The sequence below is a fragment of the Alcanivorax sp. 1008 genome, from assembly GCF_020667895.1.
Taxonomy (GTDB): domain Bacteria; phylum Pseudomonadota; class Gammaproteobacteria; order Pseudomonadales; family Alcanivoracaceae; genus PGZG01.
In genome coordinates, this window is sequence record NZ_JAFMPS010000007.1 from 122,555 (window position 1) to 141,964 (window position 19,410).

Consider the following 19,410-nt stretch of genomic DNA (forward strand, 5'->3'; position numbering starts at 1 on the left):
CTGAGTTAAAGATTTGAGTTAGAGATTTCTCGAAGCTGCGAGTTTCTCCCGCAACATCTCCACACGACTACGGTTGGCGCCAAGGTCGGAGTAGCCAATCCGTGATGCAGAACGTACCTGAATCATGCCGTCATTGTCGATGTGAAACAGCACATCGTCAGTGAAACGCAATATGAGGGTTTTGAAAGTAGCCTGAATTACATTGTCCGCAGGGGCGCTCCATTCAACGCGCGGCAGAGAGTCGAGAAGGGTTGTGAGCATTTGTGCGGACTCAGCAACGTTGCCGCCCGCCACCAGAGGGGCAACCCGGCGAGTTTCATCGCTAGCCTGTGAGCTGACGCAGTTCGGGGTTTGCGGGCAGTCCGGTAGCTCCAGTGCATGCACGCTGGCACCTGCAAGCAGCCCTGAGATCAGTACTACGTGGCTGAACATGCGATGTTTCATTGCGGGCCCCTTGTATGCTGTTATCAGAATTAACCGACGTCGCGAATTAACCCGACCACGATACCTTCAATCATTAACTGATCAGGAGCAACAGGAATTGGTTCAAATGTATCGTTCGCGGGCATCAGGAAGATTGCCGACTTGTCAATTTTGAGGGTTTTCACTGTCACATCCTCGTCAAGGCGGGCGACAACGATTTGCCCGGAGCGTGCCATATTGGTCTTGCGCACTGCAATCAGGTCACCGTCGAGGATGCCAGCGTCTCGCATACTGTCGCCCTGTACTCGTAGCAGGTAGGTGGGGCGCTGGTTGAACAGCCCCTGGGGTACCGGCACAGTGCGCTCCACATTCTCCACCGCTTCAATGGGCAGACCCGCTGCAACGCGCCCCACCAGGGGCATCTCGTCGTCATTCCAGTTAGCCGCATCAAGCAATTGAATGCCTCTCGAGCGGTCGTTATGGATGCGGATAAAGCCTTTTCGCTCCAGTGCCCGGAGGTGGTCAGAGGCTGCGTTTTTCGACTGAAAGCCCATCAGATCAGCAATCTCGGCCCGTGTCGGGGCCATGCCTGTGTCCTGCAGATGCTGGCGGATACACTCCAGCACCTGGCGCTGGCGGTCGGTCAGGATTTCGCTCATCGGTGCTCTCCTCGGGCTTCCTGAATGTGGCTTCCGCTGGATGCTAACACGTATACTGTCCTTGTGGCCAGTGTCGGATGGTCAGATGCCAGAGTGGCCTACCAGGTAGACAAATTGCGCTGTACGCCGTTGCCCTGTGGCTGACAGTTGCCTACGATGTCCGACTGTTCGGACCAGCCAGAAACATCGGAGTTATTCGTATGGAGCAGATCAACCGCGCGGACTATCCGTTAGAGCGCATCCAGCGTTTGCTTTCGGGCATTCCTTTTTTCAACGAAGTTGCGCGGGAGAGCGAGCAACAGTTGTCTCGTTTGCTTGAGTGCTCGGATATCATGCAGGCCCGGGCCGGCGAAGAGGTGATTCGTCAGGGTGACACGGACACTTTTTTGTACTTCTTGCTGAAAGGGCAGTTGGCGGTCATGTCGCCCAACGGTAATGCCAATCAGGTGCTCAATTATATTTCCCCGGGCGAGGTCTTTGGCGCTCTGGCGATGATCCGGGCGACGCCGCGTAGCGCCACCATCAGGGTCGATGAATCTGCCAAGGAAGCCATCGTTGCCCGTCTGAATTACGCTGATTTTAGCAATATTACGGATTTTAACTACTTGAGCCTGGCCACCAAGCTGGCCTTTTATCGCATGTTGGTCCACAACATTCGCTGGACTCTGGAAGTGAACAAGATGCAGAGCCCGCAGCACGAGCTGGTCGCAAAACTGCGCACCGTGCCCGTTTTTACCGGCGCCAAGGGCACCGTTGAGGAGCTTAACGCGCTGTGTGATCAAGCTCACAAATTGGCGGATATTCTTTGCCTGTGGAATGAATCTGCCCAGCCTGTGCGCAGCAATATGCAGACCACCTGAGGGTAGTCTGCAGGTTCAGCTTTGATCCACTTTCACCGCAAGTACGTCGCAGTGAGCGCCGGGCACTAAGCCCTTGGCGGTGGAGCCGAGCAGTAGTGCCAGGCCGCTGCGGGTGTGGCTGCCGACTACAATGAGGTCCGCGCCCAACTGGTCCGACTTCTCCTGAATGGTCTTTTCAATCGAACCCAGTTCCACATAGACCTGATCCGGGCTGATAGCAAAGCGCTGAGCATGCTCCAGGGCCGCTTTTCTGGCTCTATCCATCAGGCTGGACTGCAGGTCCGAGACATCCATCGGCACATCGGCTCCGTAGGCCAGCGCCAGAGGCTCGATAACATGGATCAGGTGCAGCGTTGCATCTTTGCCTGCCACCGCGGCCGCTCTGGCCAGCACCCGGCCGGAATCTTCGCTGCAGTCGATGGCCACCAGCAAGGTGCGGTAGTCGTTTTCCATGCTTGCTACTCCCCAAGAGCGATGATGGCTGATTGTGGACTGCTACTTCATTTCTGACAAATAACGCCAATGGCTGACAAGGGGGGGTTGCCCTCGGACCCTTAATCCGATTACTACTAAAAAAGGGACAGTTAAGAGCATTTCCTTGACCGGCCCGCGTCGCTCCGCCTAAATAGGCGGCCGCTAACGGCCCACAGCACGGACAGGTTTCGTTCACGATGGCTAAAAATCTGGTAATCGTCGAGTCGCCCGCCAAGGCGCGCACCATCAACCGCTACCTCGGGGACGACTTTATCGTCAAATCGAGCGTCGGCCATGTGCGCGACCTGCCGGTGGGGGGGGCAACTAAGAGCACCCCCGCAGAGCGCACTCGCGAGGCGGCCATCACCCGCTCGCTGCCTCCCGAGGAGCGAGCCCGGCACAAGGCCCGCAAGGCCCGCGATCAACTAATAAACCGCATGGGTGTCGACCCGGAGCATGGCTGGGCGGCTCGCTACGAGATCCTGCCTGGTAAAGAAAAGGTCATCGATGAACTCAAACGGTTGGCTGCCAAGGCCGACACCATCTATCTGGCCACTGACTTGGACCGCGAGGGAGAGGCCATTGCCTGGCACCTGAAGGAAGTCATTGGCGGGGATAATCAGCGTTTTAATCGGGTGGTGTTCAACGAGATTACCAAGAAGGCCATTCAGGAGGCGTTTCAGAAGCCCACCAAGCTGGACATGCATCGGGTTGAAGCTCAGCAGGCGCGGCGCTTTCTTGATCGCGTGGTAGGTTTCATGGTGTCGCCTCTGCTCTGGGACAAGATTGCCCGGGGTCTCTCCGCCGGACGCGTGCAGTCGGTGGCGGTCGAGTTGGTGGTGGAGCGCGAGCGGGAGATCCGTGCATTTGTTCCCGACGAGTATTGGGAGCTGTTTGCCGACGGCAGCATGAAGGATGCGGATGCCATTCGTATGCAGGTTCACAGGCATGCAGGTCAGGCATTCAAGCCAGTTAATGAAGAGCAGGCACGCAAGCATGAAAAGGCTCTGCGTGATGCTGGTCAGTTAAAAATTGTTGATCGAGAAGATAAACCGACTCGTTCAAAGCCTTCTGCGCCTTTTATCACCTCCACACTGCAGCAGGCTGCAAGTACTCGACTGGGCTATGGTGTCAAAAAGACCATGATGCTGGCCCAGCGACTTTACGAAGCTGGTCACATTACCTATATGCGTACCGACTCCACCAATCTTAGTGAAGACGCGGTGGCTGCCTGCCGCCAGTGGATTGGTAAAAAACTCGGTGAGCAATACTTACCGGCCGGGCCGATTTCATACTCCAGCAGAGAAGGAGCGCAGGAAGCCCACGAAGCGATTCGTCCTTCCGATGTGGGCCGGGAAGCAGAGTCGCTGAATGACATGGAAAAGGATGCTCGTCGTCTGTACGACCTGATTCGTCGCCAATTTATCGCTTGCCAGATGCCGCCGGCTGAGTATCTGAGTACCACAGTGACGGCTCATGCGGCGGACTATGAGTTGAAGGTTCGTGGCCGCATTCTCAAGTTTGACGGCTGGACCAGAATGTTGCCGCCCATGTCCCGTAAAAGTGCTGAGGACACCGAGCTTCCGGCGCTGGAAAAAGGTCAGGTGTTGCCGATCAATGCGGTAGATGCGGTGCAGCATTTCACCAAGCCTCCGGCCCGTTATACCGAAGCCAGCCTGGTAAAAGAGCTGGAGAAGCGGGGTATTGGCCGTCCTTCTACCTATGCGGCAATTATCTCGACGATTCAGGATCGCGGCTATGTGCGTACTGAGAACCGTCGTTTTTATGCTGAGAAAATGGGTGACATTGTTACTGACCGGTTGGCGGAGAACTTTCCTGACCTGATGGACTATGGTTTTACCGCCAATATGGAAGAAACCCTGGATCGGGTGGCTTCCGGAGAGCGCAACTGGCGTGATGTGCTAAACGACTTTTACAAAACCTTCAGCGCCCGTTTGGAAGCTGCTCAGGGTGACGGTGCTGGCAAGCAAGCCAGCGGCGGCATGCGCGCCAACTTGCCTACGGAAACGGATATTGCCTGCCAGACCTGTGGTCGGCCGATGCAGATTCGCACAGGTTCAACCGGGGTTTTCCTTGGCTGCTCAGGTTACAGCCTGCCGCCTAAGGAGCGCTGCACCGCCACGGTAAATCTGTTGCCGGGGGAAGAGGCTGTACGGGTTAGTGAAGATGATGACGAAGCCGAAGCGTTGGAGCAGCGTCTTAAAAAGCGCTGCCAGAAGTGCGGTACGGCAATGGATAGTTACTTGATGGATGAGGGCCGTAAGTTACATGTTTGTGGCAACAATCCGGACTGTGACGGTTATCTGATTGAACACGGAGAGTTTCGTATCAAGGGCTATGATGGCCCGACCATTGAGTGTGAAAAGTGCGGCAATGATATGCAGTTGCGCACGGGTCGTTTTGGCAAATTTTTCAAGTGCACTAATGAGGCTTGCGGTAATACCCGCAAGTTACTGCGCAACGGCGAGGCTGCGCCACCGCGAGCTGATCCTATTCGTATGGAGCATCTGCGTTGCGAGAAGGTGGATGATTTTTATTTGCTGCGTGATGGAGCTGCTGGTCTTTTTTTGGCAGCCAGCAAGTTTCCCAAAAATCGGGAAACCCGGGCGCCACTGGTTGCTGAAGTCCAGACAGTACGTGATGCACTGGAAGACAAGCACCGCTATTTGGCTGACGCGCCGGCACAGGACCCGGCAGGGAATCCATCTGTGCTGCGTTTTAGCCGTAAGAGCAAAGAGCAGTACGTGCAGTCTGAGGTCGACGGTAAGCCGACGGGTTGGTATGCATTTTATCGTGATGGCAAGTGGCAGGAAGAGGGTGGCGTTAACGAGAAGAAGCCTGCCGCTAAAAAGGCCGCAGTGAAGAAATCGCCAGCCAGGAAAAAGGCGCCGGCAAAGAAGAAGGCTCCCGCCAAGAAGAAGGCGGCGGAGAAAAAGTAATCCTTTACCGGCAATAAGTCAGCCCGGCGGCCGGATCTGCTCATGCAGGTCCGGCCGTATGGTTTCGGAGTGGTCGTTATGTCGCGGATGGTACGGGAGAGTCAGGTTAGTGGTCTGCGTGAGCGGCTTTTCTTCGCCCAGTGGACACTTCGCCAGTTAAACAGCGCCTGCGAGCTTAGTGCCCCCCGGGGTGAATTGCTGGCTCAGCGTGCGGCGGTGATTTTTCATCTCTACAGCTGTGTCGTCGGTCTGGCCCGTCAGGCACTGCGTGGGCATCCGGATTTACTGGCTGGCCGGCAGATCAGTCTGGCAGAGATCGAGAAATCTGCGGCTGATATTCATTCGCCGGATCTGATGCTGATCAGTGAGGCGCGCGCTGACCGCAATGATGCTATTAGCTGGCTGGACCAGGAAGCACTGTCTTTGTTTGCTGCCAGTGGTATGGCGCGACGGGCGCAGGCTCCTGTGGAAAATGCACTGGCGATTGCCGCAGAGAACCCGGATGAGCTTTTGGCTAGTGGTGATCTGGAGCGTTTGGCGAGTACAGTGAAACGGGTCCAGCGCCTGCTGGATGAAGCGGCCAGCCTGACCGAGGAGTGGTGATGGACGAGCGCAGAAGTAGGGAAGCCTGGCGTGTTTTACGTATTCAATCCGAATTGGTAGATGGCATTGAACATCTCTCTACCCTCGGTCCCTCAGTGACCATCTATGGTAGTGCCCGGCTTGGGCCAGATTCAATTTATTATGGTCAGGCCAAGGAGCTGGCGCGGCGCTTTGGTGATGCCGGGTTGAATGTCCTTACCGGCGGTGGGCCGGGCATTATGCAGGGTGCCAACGAGGGTGCCTTCGGCACCGATGGCTGTTCCATCGGCTTGAATATCAAACTTCCCCACGAGCAGGGCGCCAACAAGTATCAGGATCTCAGCCTGGACTTCCGCTATTTTTTTGTGCGCAAGCTGATGTTCGTCAAGCATGCGGTGGGATTTGTGGTTTTTCCTGGTGGCTACGGCACCATGGATGAACTGTTTGAAGCGCTGACACTCGTGCAGACAGGCAAGACCAGACCCTTTCCAATCGTTCTGATCGGACGTGACTTCTGGGGCGGTCTGGTGGACTGGATGCAGAAAGTGATGAGTCAGGAGCATGGTTGCATCGGCGATGAGGATATGGCGCTGTTTGAGGTCACTGATTCCGTCGAACATGCCTTCAATCTTGTGCACGAAAACTTTCACCGCATTCAGGAAGCGGATCAGCGTGACAATCTTCCTCCAACGGTGTGAGTGCCTGTGTTAGCCGGTACCAGGAGACAAGTAATGACAAAAATACTCGCCATAATGCTGACTGTTTTTATTTCTAATGTTTGCTTTGCGCAAGCGCAAACCGCCGAAGAAAAAGGCCTTGAGATTGCCCGTGAGGCAGACCGCCGTGGCGAAGGGTTTGGCGACTATGAGGCGAGCATGAAGATGGTGCTAAGCAGTCGTCGCGGCGATCGCTCGGAGCGGGACCTGCGTGTGCGCACGCTGGAAGGCAAAGACGGCGAGGGGGACAAGGGGCTGACGATCTTTGATACCCCAGCCGATGTACGCGGCACCGCACTGTTGAGTTGGAGCCACGCTGATCGTGACGATGATCAGTGGCTTTACCTGCCGGCCCTGAAGCGCGTTAAAACCATTGCCTCGCGGAGTCAGTCGGGGGCATTTATGGGCAGCGAGTTTGCCTTCGAAGATATGCGTGCTCAGGAAGTAGACAAGTACACCTATAAGTATCTTCGCGATGAACCCTGTGGCGAGCTTACCTGCTTTGTTTTTGAGCGTTATCCGCAAGACAAGTATTCCGGATACACCCGTCAGGTGGTGTGGATGGATCAGGCGGAGTACCGGGTTCATAAAATTGACTACTACGACCGCAAGCAGAGTCTCCTCAAGACTCTGTCGGTGAGTGAGCATAGTCAATATCTGGAACGTTTCTGGCAGCCCGGGCGGATGGAAATGGTGAATCACCAGACCGGCAAGACGACCGAGTTGTTGTGGAGTGACTACCAGTTCAACACGGGCCTGAGTGAGTCGGATTTCACCCAGAACAGCCTTATGCGAGCGCGCTGACCCATGCGCTGGCGGTTATTGGCTATCGGTCTGGGGCTGCTGACATATAACGTGCCGGCTCTGGCGTGGGAATGGCGCGGTGAAGTGGGCCTTGAAGGTCGCTATTTTACCGCAGGGCCCGGTGCCGAGGGCTACTGGCACAATAGCTCCGCGTATCTGCAGGGGCAGCTATTGCATGAGTGGAACGATCGTCGCGACCTTTTTACGTTCACACCGTTCTTTCGCGTTGATGAAAATGACCCAGAGCGTACCCACGGCGATATCCGCGAGCTAATCTGGATTCATGTTGCCGATCAGTGGGAATCTCGGATTGGTATTGGCAAGGTATTCTGGGGCGTCACTGAGGGTCGTCATCTGGTCGATATTATTAACCAGACAGACGCTGTCGAGCAGCAGGATCTGGAAAGCAAACTTGGCCAGCCAATGATTAACCTGTCCACGGTGCGTAGCTGGGGCACTCTGGATTTTTATGTTTTGCCGGGCTTTCGTCCGCGTACCTATGCGGGAGTTGATGGTCGTCCCTCATTACCGCTTCCGGTGGAGGCCGATGCGGCGCGCTACGCCTCATCGGCTGAGGAAAATCGGATTGATGGGGCCGTACGCTGGCAACACATGTTTGGCCGCTTGCAACTTGCCCTGTCTCATTTCTCTGGCACCGGCCGTGAGCCACTTTTATTTATTAATTTTTTTGAGTTGCAGTATGAGCCCTACTATCCAGTGATCGAACAGTCTGGAATTGAGCTGCAGTACCTGCTCGGTGGCTGGTTATTCAAGGCAGAAGCGATTCGCCGCAGTGGCAATCGTTTCGAAGGAGCCATGCGCGCCGCAGATGTAGGCTTTGAATTTACCCAGCCGGGCCTGTGGGGAACCGGTATGGATCTGGGCTGGATCGTCGAATATCTGTGGGAAGATCGCGATGATCCGTTTGCCTCAGCGTTGTCTAGCGATGTGCTGCTGGGTAACCGAATGACCTTCAATGATATTGCTTCCACAGAGCTACTTTGGGGGCTGATTTGGGACCCGGATACGGGCGAACGTATTTACACGCTGGAATCCAGTCGTCGCTTTGGCAGCCAATGGCGGGCTACGCTGGAAGGGCAGTTCTACAGCCGGGTGGGCAGGTCGCCTCTGTCCCTGGTTGCTGATGAAGACATGATTCAGCTGGAAGTGATTCGTTATTTCTGAGACTAAAGGGACTCTGCTGGCGCACCGGTCAGATCGAACAGCGCCAGCGTGATGTGAATAGAAAAACCATAGTTCAGAGATCTTCGAGGCGCAGAGCGTCGCGAACTGTACGCATCTTTTCCTGAGTTTCCCCGCTACACAGATTATCGAACAGCGCTTTGGTGGCGGGCGTGGGAGCCTTTTCAGCTAATACAGCGTACATATCAATCAGCACGTCATGAAACTTAATCGACAACTCCAGTACGGTTTCGGTATCCACTTTTTCCAACGTGTCGCACAGGGCGTTGAGATCCGGTGGCAGTTTGATGTCCGGTGCCTGATCGTACCAGGTGGCTAGCAGGGATTCCGCCGCGTCTTCTTCATAATGTTGCAAAGCCGAACTCAAGGCCCGTTCGTGCTCAGCCAGATACTGCAACAACATGCCGACGCGGTCCTTCTCGTGTCCCTTTGCAATGCCATCGTAGTCATTGGCAAGAGTGTCATGGAAGGTGCGTGTCCAGTCTATTACTTCGCTGATTTGGCGAAAACGCATAATGTTTTCTCCTTGCGTAGCGGTTCAGGTGTGGAAGGCTAATCATCGCCCGGTACAGACTAGTCGATCATGACCTGTATCAATAGCTAACCATGTAGCCGGGCGGCGAGGCCAGAGGCGCGCACGGTGGGGCGAGCCGGTAAGGTCAGGGCGGCGGCTGTGCCCAGCACAGTGAAGTGTTGGCGCGCCCGAGTGATGGCGGTATATAGCAGCTCACGACTGACGCCCTGATGGTTGTCTGGTAGCACCAGTGCAGCGTGGCGAAACTCTGAGCCCTGGGATTTGTGCACGGTCATGGCGTAGACACTGTCGACTCCTTCAAGACGACTGGGCAATACCAGACTGATGTGACCATCAGCCAAACGGAAGGCAACGCGCAGCATGACAGGTTGCTCCGCCGATGCCAGATTGAGGGTGACGCCTACATCACCGTTCATCAGGCCAAGCTGGTAATCGTTACGGGTCATGATCACCGGGCGCCCTTCATACCAGCCTTCGGCGCGGCCTATCAAGCCGGAGCGGTATAGCTCCCGAGCGATACGCTGGTTTAGTCCAGCGACACCGGCATCGCCCTCGCGCAGTGCGCAAAGCAGCTGAAAATCATCAAATGCAGTCAGTACCTCAGTGGCCCAATTCTCGATGCCGCTGTCCGTTGCCGGGCGCTTTTCCTCAAGTACTTTCAGGTAGTGGCTATAACCGTCCACAGCTAGTCTGGTCAGGTTATGATCCTGTAGCGAGCCCAGAGTGCGCTGCTCGATGTCATGATGATTTTTCTGCCATACCGCAGTCAGCTGATCCGGTTGCCCACAGTTGACCGCCCGAGCCAATTCGCCGATACCACTGTCAGCGCTGAATCGATGACTGACGCGCAGCATGGCGGTCTGCTGAGCCAGTGCACTGCCGTTGCCTGCATAGACGCTGACATCTTCACCACAGTTTTGCTGCAACCAATTGACAGTGTCGCTAGTGTATTGGCCACCGTCAGCGCCCAAGCACAGGTTGCCGAGCACCGCGCCCGCCTCCACGGAGGAGAGCTGATCCTTGTCGCCGATCAGAATCAGTCTGGTATCCGGGCGCAGTGCGTCGAGCAGGCTGGCGGTTATATCCAGATCCATCATGGATGCTTCATCAACAACGACTAAATCCGCATGCAGTGGATTATGGCGATGATGGCGAAAGCTACGGCTATCCGGACGGCTGCCAAGAAGTTTATGGAGCGTGCTGACTTCCGCCGGAATTTTATCACGCACCGATGCATCCAGTGGCAGGCTGGCAATGGCACTGCTGATGGACGATTTCAGTCGTGCAGCGGCTTTGCCGGTGGGGGCGGCAAGGCGGATACGTAATGGGGCGCCCTGCTCCATGGCCACCGATTGCAGCAGGCCAAGCAGCCGTACCACTGTGGTGGTTTTGCCGGTGCCCGGGCCGCCGGTGATCAGAGTGAATGCACTGCGGCTGGCCAATGCGCAGGCGATTTTTTGCCAGTCAGGCTGGCCATCCTGGCGTGGCGGGAACAGCGTATCGAGGCGATGCTTTAGCTGAGCAGGTGGGGTTAAGGGATAGGCCAAACGTGCACTAATCTGCCCGGCAACATCTGTTTCATAGCGAAAATAGCGGCGCAGATAGAGGCGATGGTTATCGATAATCAGCGGCGCCGATGGATGCTCCTGCTCGCTGCTGGCAACCACGGCAGAGTGCTGCAGTGCATCAAGCAGATCAGCAAGGGTTTGCTGCTTAAGCCAATGTAAAGGGGACTCGGAGCTATCGCTGCGTGGTGGATGGGAAAACAGTTGCGCCGGGGTCGCCACTGCGCGTTGCAGATCGACACAGATATCGCCTTGCCCTAATTGTTGGCTGGCCAGTGCCGCCAGTAACAGCACTCGTTCGTCCTGCTCGTTGCCATCATCAATCAGCATGGCTGCCAAAGCTCGATCCAGTGGTCGCATCCAGCGCTCGTTAATCCATTGGTCAAGCCGTGCCAGCGCCGGGTGTTGCAGGGACAGGAAATCAGATGACATCGGCGCTCTCCGGAACGGGCTGACCGCGGAACAGGGAGTCCAGTGCATCGATCAGCTCACTGATGGGCGCCTGGAAAAATACCCCGCGACTTTCGCTGTACAGGCCGCGCAGGAACAATAGCGCGGCACCGCCCAGCTGGTGCTTTGGCTGATAGCTTTTGCCGAGCCGTGACCGCAACAGGCGGTGCAGAGCGAGCAGATAGAGACACAGCTGCACATCGTAGCGTTTTTCCAGTACTGCTTCGGCCATGGCGCTATTGCTATAGCTGCTGTTGTCCGGGCCAAGCCAATTGGATTTGTAGTCAGCAACGAAATAACGGCCCTGATCAACAAATACCAGATCAATAAAGCCCTTCAGCATGCCGTTAAGCATGTCCTCACGCAGTGCCGGCCTTGGCTGACCGGGTAGGACATAACGGCGTACCAGTTGATCCAGTGCTGTGGTGGAAACCGTAGTGGACTGAATCCAGAACTCCATTTCCGGTTGGCACTGGTGGCGCGGTAGATTGGCCAGACACAATGACTGATCGGCGAATGGCAGGGCGGTTTGCAGGTAGTCGCCGAACCACTGGTCAAGTATTTGCTGGTAATCCTCCCAGCCTGGTACCTGGCAGCGGCGCTGCAATTGCAGGCGGAATTCATCCCGACGCTGCTCAGCCAGCTTGGTGAAGTCCTGGGTGCAGGCCCATTCCAGTAAACCATGCAGGAAAGTGCCGGCCTGCGGACCACGGACAAATGTATGGATGCTGTTTTCCTGTGCTGCGGGTACCGGCAATACATCGATCTGGTGCTTTTCTTCAGAGATCACTTCGTCGCGCACATGCCGTGGTGTTTCGCCGGCGCTGATTGCTTCCGGCTCCAGCGCGCTGTAGCTGGCAATCCACCAGTGCTCTGTAGCTGGCGCTTGATAACTGCGGGCGGCTGCCAGCGTTGGGGTATCACTGCCAAACACGGCTGCAATCTGATTGCTTTCCGGTGCTGGCTGCAGGGCAATATGGTCACAGTCGCTAGCCAACGCGCTCAGCGGCTTGCCCAGTTGGTTTGGCTGAAGCTCGTTACCACCGGTAAGCACATAACCAATGGCGCTGCGCGGTAAGTCAGTGCGGTTTTTGCTGTTGCCAATGCGCATTGGTGCGATGCCAAGCCAACAAGCATGGCGGGCTCGGGTGACGGCAACATAGAGCAAGCGCAGGTCCTCCGCCAGACGTTCCCGTTCAGCGCGCTGAATATCATTTATGCTCGGTGTCAGGGTCAGGCGCAGGGAATTGTCGTCATCATGGAATGCTAGTGGTAGATGTTTGCCATCCTGCGCCCTGAAGGTACAGATGAAGGGTAGAAATACCAGCGGGTATTCCAGGCCTTTGGATTTGTGAATAGTGACAATACGAATCAGATCCGCGTCACTTTCCAGACGAAGAATATGGTCTTCACCAGCGTCTTCGTCGCCTGAGTCAATGGACTCCGCCAGCCAACGCACCAGTGCCAGCTCGCCATCCAGTTGTCCGGCGGCACGCTGGGCCAGTTCGGCCAGATGTAGCAAGTTGGTCAGGCCTCGCTCATCACCAGCATTGAGCAGTCTGGCCGGCACCTGATAATCACGCAGCAGTGCGCGAATCATCGGTAGCACACCATGGCGCTGCCATTGATGGTGGTACAGATGGAACTGGTCGACTTTGGCTTCCCATTTCTGCTCGTCCTGACCGAGCTCGTCCAGTTGCTGCCAACTCAGCGCAAGGGTCGACGTGGCTAATGCGGCGCGAATTTTTTGCTCCGACTCCGGTTGCGCCGCTGCCTGCAGCCAGCACAGCAGATCCGCCGCCTCAGTGCTGTCGAATACACTGTCTTTATCTGACAGATAAACGCTGCGCAGGCCACGTTCGCTCAGAGCCGCGCGGATGTTGGCGGCCTCACCACCATCGCGTACCAAGATGGCGATGTCAGCCGGGCGTAGCGCGCTGATGCTGCCATTTTCGTCAAAGCCACAGCGACCGGAGCTAGCCAGATTTAGCAGACGAACAATTTCCGAGGCGCTGCGCTGGGCCATCTCGTGCAGGTACTGACCTTTGGCCATGCTCGGGTCATCGCCTTCGTTTTCGAGCTGCCAGAGAGTCATGGCATCACAGGGCTGTCCGTCGATCATTAGTCGTTCGGCGCGATCATTGGCCTGCACCGGGGTAAAGGGAATGTCTCGGTATAGGAAACTCCCGTCCGGGTAGCTGCTGGCATATTCGAACAGATGGTTGGCGGCCTCGACCAAACCTTTCGCTGAACGGAAGTTTTTATCCAGTGTGTACAGGCTGTCCTCAGTGGCGCGCCGCGCAGCCAAGTAGGTGTGAATGTCGGCACCGCGAAAAGCATAGATGGCCTGCTTCGGATCGCCAATCATCAACCATGCGCAACCGGGCTGACGAGCATATAGTGTGCTGAAAACCTGATACTGCACCGGATCGGTGTCCTGGAATTCATCGATCATCGCCACTGGAAACTGCTGCCGGATAATGGCGGCAAGGCGAGCGCCATGGGGGCCGATCAGGGCATCCCGTAACCGACTAAGCATATCGTCATAGCCGATCATTCCATGGGCGCGTTTGTACTGATCCAGTCGCTCACTAATCCATTTGCCAGCATGGGGTAGCAAAGCCGCTTTCAGGTCTGGTAAACGCTGATCAATGCCGCGTAGTTCTTCAATCGCAGCAACAGCGGGATGGCTGACGATCTCCGGAATCTTGTCGCTGGCGGCGCTCAGTGAGGCGCTGTTGATACGCTCAAAAAATACCGAACCTTCAAGTTCGGGACTGAGCTGCTCCGGGGTTTCCAACCAGCTGATGATTTTTTTGAACCACTTGCCAATGTCTGCGCTGCGACTGGGCTTGCTCCTAAGCAATCGTTTGCTCTCCCAGGCCGCCTCGAACTTACTGAGCAGGTCTCCGGTCCACTGGCTCCAACGATCACGCAGATCATTGAGCACCGCTTCACGTTCGCTGGTTATCTGCCTGATGATTTCTTCAGGCCGGCGAAGCTCTTCAGAGAAATACCCTTGATTGCCCAGCATTGGCCGCACCGCCTTGATTAACTGGGTCGGTGTTGGCCACTGCTTTAACAACGCCGCGGTGCATTGCTCATCCATGTCATAGAAAAAGGTGCGCCAGTAATCCATGGTGGCCTGCTCACGCAGTTGCTGTTCATCCTTTTTCAACTCCATGGTGAACAGGCTTCCGGAATCGAAGGCGTGCTGTCGCAACATACGGTTGCAGAATCCGTGAATGGTGTAGATAGCTGCTTCATCCATCCACTGGGCGGCGGCGTCGAGACGAGCCGCGCAGGCAGCGTGGTCCTGCTGCGGATATTCCCGCATCAGTTGCTGTAGAAACATGTCGTTGTCTTGCACCGGTAGTCGTCCGGCAAAACATAAGGCAGCATCAGCCAGACGAGCACGGATCCGCTCTCGCAGCTCTCGGGTAGCCGCCTCGGTGAAGGTCACCACAAGAATATCGGGTGGCAAAAGCATCTTTTCTGGGCCGTTGCCATCGTCGTTGCCATGCCCCAGTACTAGCCGCACATAAAGCGCCGCCAGAGTGTAGGTTTTGCCGGTGCCGGCACTGGCTTCAATCAGTCTGCTGCCATGCAATGGGAAACGAATAGGATCAAGAATATTACTCATGGCTGGCCACCTCGCTGTTGGCAAGCAGGGGGCCATAAAGTCGCCGCGCCCAATGGCAGAATGCGGGCTCCTCACCATGCTGTGCGGTGGTCAATGCGGTAAAGTCGGGAAATGCCCGGCGCAGAGCCTGATGGTTGCCATAACTGACTTCGCCTCTGGTGCTACTGTTGCCATAGTTACTGCCCTGATAGGTATCGCGCGCCTTGTTTAATGGATTGCTTTTGCTAGTACCGTTGGTCTGCGCCTGCTCTGCAACAACAAAGGCAGAACCAGTACGACACGCCAGCGGCAATGGCTCGCATAGCCCGGTCAACCAGCCTTCCAGCAAGTCGGTCAGGTACTCGCTGGCACGGCGGGTATCCATAGCGGTTAGGGTAATGACCTGATCGCTGCCGATAATCACGCTATCCACCGTCATGCCGGCGGCATTGGTGAGCAGGTGCAAAGCCCAGTCACCCAGTAGCCGATGGGGTTTGTCTTTTAAGGTTCCAGCTACCACATTGAGGCGCGCCCGCTGGCCCGCGTCGTCAGTGCGCAGATCGTTTAGCCAGTCTTCCAAGACAAACAGCTGCTGATTTACGGTTAGCTCAAGATAAATTTCCTCCAGCTTGCAGAGCTGGGCAAATCGACCGCAATACTCCTGCCAGCAAGACAGGGCCTGCCAGGCTTGCTCGCCAAGGTTGTCTACCAGCAACTCGCCAGCGTGACCGACGGGCAACGACCCACTACGCAATAGTTGGCGGCGCGCTTCACTAAATGCGTTTTCCTGATCATCAGCGGCTGCCTGCATAACTGCGCTAAGGAGAGTGGTTTCAATCTGGTGTTTGTCCAAACCATCCAGGGCAAAGGGTTCGTTTTCCTGCTCGTTGCCATCTTCACCGGCAAAGCGCACTTGCAGTCGTTCATTAAAGAATAGCTGGGGTGGATTTTTTATGAACCGGGATAACAGTGATGCATTCAGGTGAATGGCGTCGGTACTTTCCGGCAGCGGCAGAATTTTCTGATCGGTGTGGCTGATTTGATCGTGTGCTGCTCGCCATTCCTGATCATAGGAAAACAGGGCCGGGTTCTGTTGATCGAAGTATTTTGGGCTGAATGGCTGCAGCGGGTGAATCACGGTGATTTTCTCTAGCAGCTTACCCTGTTCAGTAGTGAATGCTGAGGCCAGATAGTCGCGCAACTGGGCCACCAATACAGACGGTGGTCGCTCATGGTTGTCGCGCACGTCGCGCCCGACCCAACTGATATAGAGTGCTTCGCGGCTAGCCAGCAATGCTTCCAGAAAGAGATAGCGGTCGTCATCCCGGCGGGAACGATCACCGGGGCGATAGTGGCCGCGGCCAGCCATCAGGTCAAAGTCCAGCGGCATCTGCGCGCGGGGATAGTCACCATCGTTCATTCCCAGCAGACAGACGCGACGAAACGGAATGCTACGCATGGGCATAAGCGTGCAAAAGTTTACCCTCCCTGCAAGGAAGCGTTGCGACAGGCCGCCCTGATCAAGGGCGCCCAGCCAGGCCTCGCGCGCTACTGATAACGGCAACGGTTCGGCAAAGCCGGCTTCGGCACAGGCTTCCTGCCAGTCAGCCAAGGCTTCCAGCAGGGCCGCTTGTAGTTGCAAATCCTGATCCGCCTGCAGGGTAAATAGATCATCCAGCAGTTCGCGCAAACGCTGCAGCCACTGTTCCGGGGTGCCAGGCTGACTTAGTAACTGCCAGTATTTTTCCAGTTTGCTCAACAACTCATACAGTTGACCGGCAAGTGTTGCCTGCAAACCAGCTACTTCGGTATAGGGCTGGATATTTTGCCAACTGATATCGCCGCCACCGAGATAACCAAGCAGCATGCGCTTGATACCAAATGTCCAGCTGTTCTGACTAAAGCTATCTGGCAAATCAAGACTGCCTCGTTGCCGTCCATGCAGGCCCCAGCGGATGCCGGATTCCTGTACCCAGCGTCGCAGGGTAGGCAGGTCCGCTTCCCCGATAGCAAAGCGTTGGCGCAGCGGCGCCACGTCCAGCAGATCGAGCAGATCGCTGACGGTAAAGCGGCAGCGGGGTAGATTCAGTAATGCTTCCAGCGCAATGGCAAAGGGCATTCGATGGCGCTGACTGCGATCGGAAATCGTATAGGGAATTTTCTGGGACGCTGGCGCCGTACCGAATACCGCATCGATATGCGGTGCATAGGTCTCAATGTCCGGCACCATAACAATGATGTCACGAGGGCGCAGTGGCTCGTTATGTTCTGCGCTGGCAGCAAAGGCGGCCAGCAGTTGGTCGTGGAGAATTTCCACCTCGCGCTGCGGGCTGTGGCTGCAATGGAACTGGATCGACTGATCCACTTCAATCGGCGCCGCCTCATCCGGCAATGACTCCAGATCGAGAATCGACTGTTGCACGGTGGCGAGCAGGCTATGCGGTGCCTTATGGTGATCGGCCACCGGGTAAAACAGGTCAATCTGGTTGAACCAGTCGCGGTAGCGTTCAGGCATATCGTAGTCATATAACAGGCCAATATAGTCACGGGCCTGTTTGCCCCAGGCAGCTAACAATGGATGGCCATGGCGGGGCAGTTCATCATCGCCAGGCACTGCCAAGGAGGCCTTGTGCTTGTGTCGATTCTGGTTCAGGCGCAGTAGGGCCTTGTCTTCGATGATGTCAGCCCAGTAATGCTGGCAGGGGTTCTGCACCAGCATCAGGATTTGACAGTGCGGTGATAGAGCATGCAGCGCATCAAGCACCTGACTGGGCAGGGAAGTGATGCCGAATACCACCAGCCGTCGCGGCAGCCCCTTGGGCAGGGCGCCGTTTTCCAGTGCAGCCATAAAGGCCTGATGCACATGGGCACGGCTAGTCAGCTTTTGCTCGTCGGCCAGATCGGCAATCAGAGCCTGCCATAGTTCAGCCTGCCAATGCTGATCTTCGGGCAGTGGCGCGTGCTCACCCCGGGGGGTTATCAGGCTGCGCTGATCCTGCTCCCACAGTGCCAGCCAGTCGGCCCGGTAAACCTGATACTGGTCAAACAGGTCGGCAAGACGTTCCGCCAACTGGAAGCGCTTGCGCTGGTCGCCATCATCGGCCAAAAACTGGCGTAGTGGCTGGAAGCTGGGGCGTTCAAGCAATGTCGGCAGTAAGCCCATCAGACGCCAGACCAGCCGCGACTTGTCAAAAGGGGAGGTGGGCGGCACCGCCTGTTCGCCAAGCACACTGCGATAGGCGGCCCACAGAAAACGTGCCGGCATCTGAAAGCGCTGCGCCGCACTGATGCCACATGCCTCGTCTGAGGCCAGCTTGAGCTTTAGCCACTGTGCCATGCCATTGGACTGCACCAGAAAGATTTCATCCTCCAGTGGCATCAGTGGATTGTCCTGCAGCCACTGTACGGTCAGGTCAGTCAAGGTTTCCAGATGATTGGCATGGATAACGGCGAGGCCGGACTGCATTTAGGTGCTACTCCCTGATTGGTGAGGCCAGAGCATGTTAACCCTGCTGGCGCAGACTTGGCAGGCATACATGGCGATTCATCAGGAGCCTGCGGCTACTTGTCCGCAGTTTCGGCTACAATGCCTCCTCCTGAGCCTGATAGCGCGTACATGAGTATTAACTGGTTTCCCGGCCATATGAACAAGGCCACCCGCGAGATTCGCGAGATCCTGCCCAAAGTGGATGTGGTGATCGAAATCGTTGATGCGCGATTGCCTTATAGTAGTGCTAACCCGGTGCTGGCCCAGCTGCGCGCCTCCAAGCCCTGCGTCAAAGTGCTCAGCAAAACGGATCTGGCGGACCCGGAAATTACTCGGCAGTGGCTGGAATATCTGGAATCCGATAGCGCAGTGCGAGCGCTGGCTGTCAGCACACGGCAGCCTGATAAAATGCGCCGCATTGCCGATATCTGCCGACAGCTGCCTGGTGTCAGGCAGGATGCCACCGGCAATGTCACGGCGCTGATCACCGGCATTCCCAATGTTGGTAAATCCACATTGATCAACACGCTGGCTGGCAGGCCGATTGCCAAGGCAGGCAATGAACCGGCGGTTACCAAAATCCAGCAACGCATTGATCTACGCAACGGGCTTGTGCTGATTGATTCGCCAGGTGTGCTGTGGCCCAGGATCGATAATCCCAACAGCGGTTACCGTCTGGCGCTTTCCGGAGCGATCAAGGCCACTGCCATGCAGGAAGATGATGTCGCTGTTTTTGCTGCAGATTATCTGTTGCAAGCCTACCCGCACTTGTTGCGCCAGCGCTACAAGCTTGACCAGCTTCCGGATGCAGGCGTTGAACTGCTGGAAATAATCGGTCGTCAGCGTGGCTGTATTGGTAGTGGTGGATATGTAGATTTTGAGCGGGTTTCTACCTTGCTCATCAATGAGTTTCGAGCAGCCAAGATTGGTGAGATTTCTCTCGAAACACCGCAGATGGCAGTTGCTGAGGAGACCGTCGTTCGTCAGCAGCTGGAAGAAAAGGCCGCAAAAAAGGAGGCGGCAGATAAGGCCCGCAGACAGGCCTTTAAAGCCGATCGTCGCTAAGTATT

At 56.2% G+C, this 19,410-nt stretch carries 14 protein-coding genes; 7 read left to right on the top strand and 7 right to left on the bottom strand.

Features of this window, described 5'->3' with window-relative positions; translation table 11 throughout:
* Positions 1–18: 18 nt before the first annotated feature.
* Positions 19–444 (bottom strand): DUF1499 domain-containing protein, encoded by a 426-nt coding sequence (locus J1C54_RS10160; RefSeq protein ID WP_229147065.1) that lies wholly within the window; start codon positions 442–444, stop codon positions 19–21.
* Positions 445–473: 29 nt separating this feature from the next.
* Entirely contained in the window at positions 474–1,082 is a 609-nt protein-coding gene (gene lexA, locus J1C54_RS10165) for a transcriptional repressor LexA (protein ID WP_229147066.1), read from the bottom strand.
* Between the two features lie 200 nt (positions 1,083–1,282).
* On the opposite strand from lexA, the gene J1C54_RS10170 reads away from it, so the two are divergent.
* Positions 1,283–1,942, top strand: coding sequence for a cyclic nucleotide-binding domain-containing protein (locus J1C54_RS10170; RefSeq protein WP_229147067.1), 660 nt, complete (start codon positions 1,283–1,285; stop codon positions 1,940–1,942).
* A 15-nt stretch (positions 1,943–1,957) separates the two neighbouring features.
* Here the strand turns inward: J1C54_RS10170 and J1C54_RS10175 are convergent, their stop codons facing one another.
* On the bottom strand, positions 1,958–2,395 hold the full coding sequence (locus J1C54_RS10175) for a universal stress protein (RefSeq protein ID WP_229147070.1): 438 nt from the start codon (positions 2,393–2,395) through the stop codon (positions 1,958–1,960).
* A 218-nt stretch (positions 2,396–2,613) separates the two neighbouring features.
* On the opposite strand from J1C54_RS10175, the gene topA reads away from it, so the two are divergent.
* From topA to J1C54_RS10200, 5 genes are all read left to right on the top strand, one after another.
* Entirely contained in the window at positions 2,614–5,376 is a 2,763-nt protein-coding gene (gene topA / locus J1C54_RS10180) for a type I DNA topoisomerase (RefSeq protein ID WP_229147072.1), read from the top strand.
* A 78-nt stretch (positions 5,377–5,454) separates the two neighbouring features.
* On the top strand, positions 5,455–5,979 hold the full coding sequence (locus J1C54_RS10185; RefSeq protein ID WP_229147075.1) for a hypothetical protein: 525 nt from the start codon (positions 5,455–5,457) through the stop codon (positions 5,977–5,979).
* A complete protein-coding gene (locus J1C54_RS10190) occupies positions 5,979–6,656 on the top strand; it encodes a TIGR00730 family Rossman fold protein (protein ID WP_229147076.1) in 678 nt (225 codons plus the stop codon). Before J1C54_RS10185 ends, J1C54_RS10190 begins: the two co-directional genes overlap by 1 nt.
* 33 nt (positions 6,657–6,689) lie before the next feature.
* Positions 6,690–7,478 carry an outer membrane lipoprotein-sorting protein gene (locus tag J1C54_RS10195; RefSeq protein WP_229147077.1) on the top strand — a complete coding sequence of 263 codons (789 nt, stop codon included), beginning with the start codon at positions 6,690–6,692 and terminating at the stop codon, positions 7,476–7,478.
* A 3-nt stretch (positions 7,479–7,481) separates the two neighbouring features.
* Positions 7,482–8,663: a hypothetical protein gene (locus tag J1C54_RS10200; RefSeq protein ID WP_229147079.1), complete on the top strand. Its 1,182-nt coding sequence runs from the start codon at positions 7,482–7,484 to the stop codon at positions 8,661–8,663.
* A 73-nt stretch (positions 8,664–8,736) separates the two neighbouring features.
* On the opposite strand, the gene J1C54_RS10205 is transcribed toward J1C54_RS10200, so the two are convergent.
* The 4 genes from J1C54_RS10205 to recC form a co-directional block, all read right to left on the bottom strand.
* Positions 8,737–9,195, bottom strand: a complete 459-nt coding sequence (locus J1C54_RS10205) for a hypothetical protein (protein WP_229147081.1) — start codon at positions 9,193–9,195, stop codon at positions 8,737–8,739.
* Between the two features lie 86 nt (positions 9,196–9,281).
* Positions 9,282–11,213, bottom strand: coding sequence for an exodeoxyribonuclease V subunit alpha (gene recD, locus J1C54_RS10210; protein WP_229147082.1), 1,932 nt, complete (start codon positions 11,211–11,213; stop codon positions 9,282–9,284).
* On the bottom strand, positions 11,203–14,874 hold the full coding sequence (gene recB / locus J1C54_RS10215) for an exodeoxyribonuclease V subunit beta (protein WP_229147083.1): 3,672 nt from the start codon (positions 14,872–14,874) through the stop codon (positions 11,203–11,205). The genes recD and recB overlap by 11 nt, the downstream gene beginning before the upstream one ends.
* Positions 14,867–18,319 carry an exodeoxyribonuclease V subunit gamma gene (recC, locus tag J1C54_RS10220; RefSeq protein ID WP_229147086.1) on the bottom strand — a complete coding sequence of 1,151 codons (3,453 nt, stop codon included), beginning with the start codon at positions 18,317–18,319 and terminating at the stop codon, positions 14,867–14,869. Before recC ends, recB begins: the two co-directional genes overlap by 8 nt.
* 150 nt (positions 18,320–18,469) lie before the next feature.
* Between recC and ylqF the strand changes: the two genes are divergently transcribed.
* Complete coding sequence (gene ylqF, locus J1C54_RS10225; protein ID WP_229147087.1) at positions 18,470–19,405, top strand: ribosome biogenesis GTPase YlqF; 936 nt, start codon at positions 18,470–18,472, stop codon at positions 19,403–19,405.
* Positions 19,406–19,410: the final 5 nt, after the last annotated feature.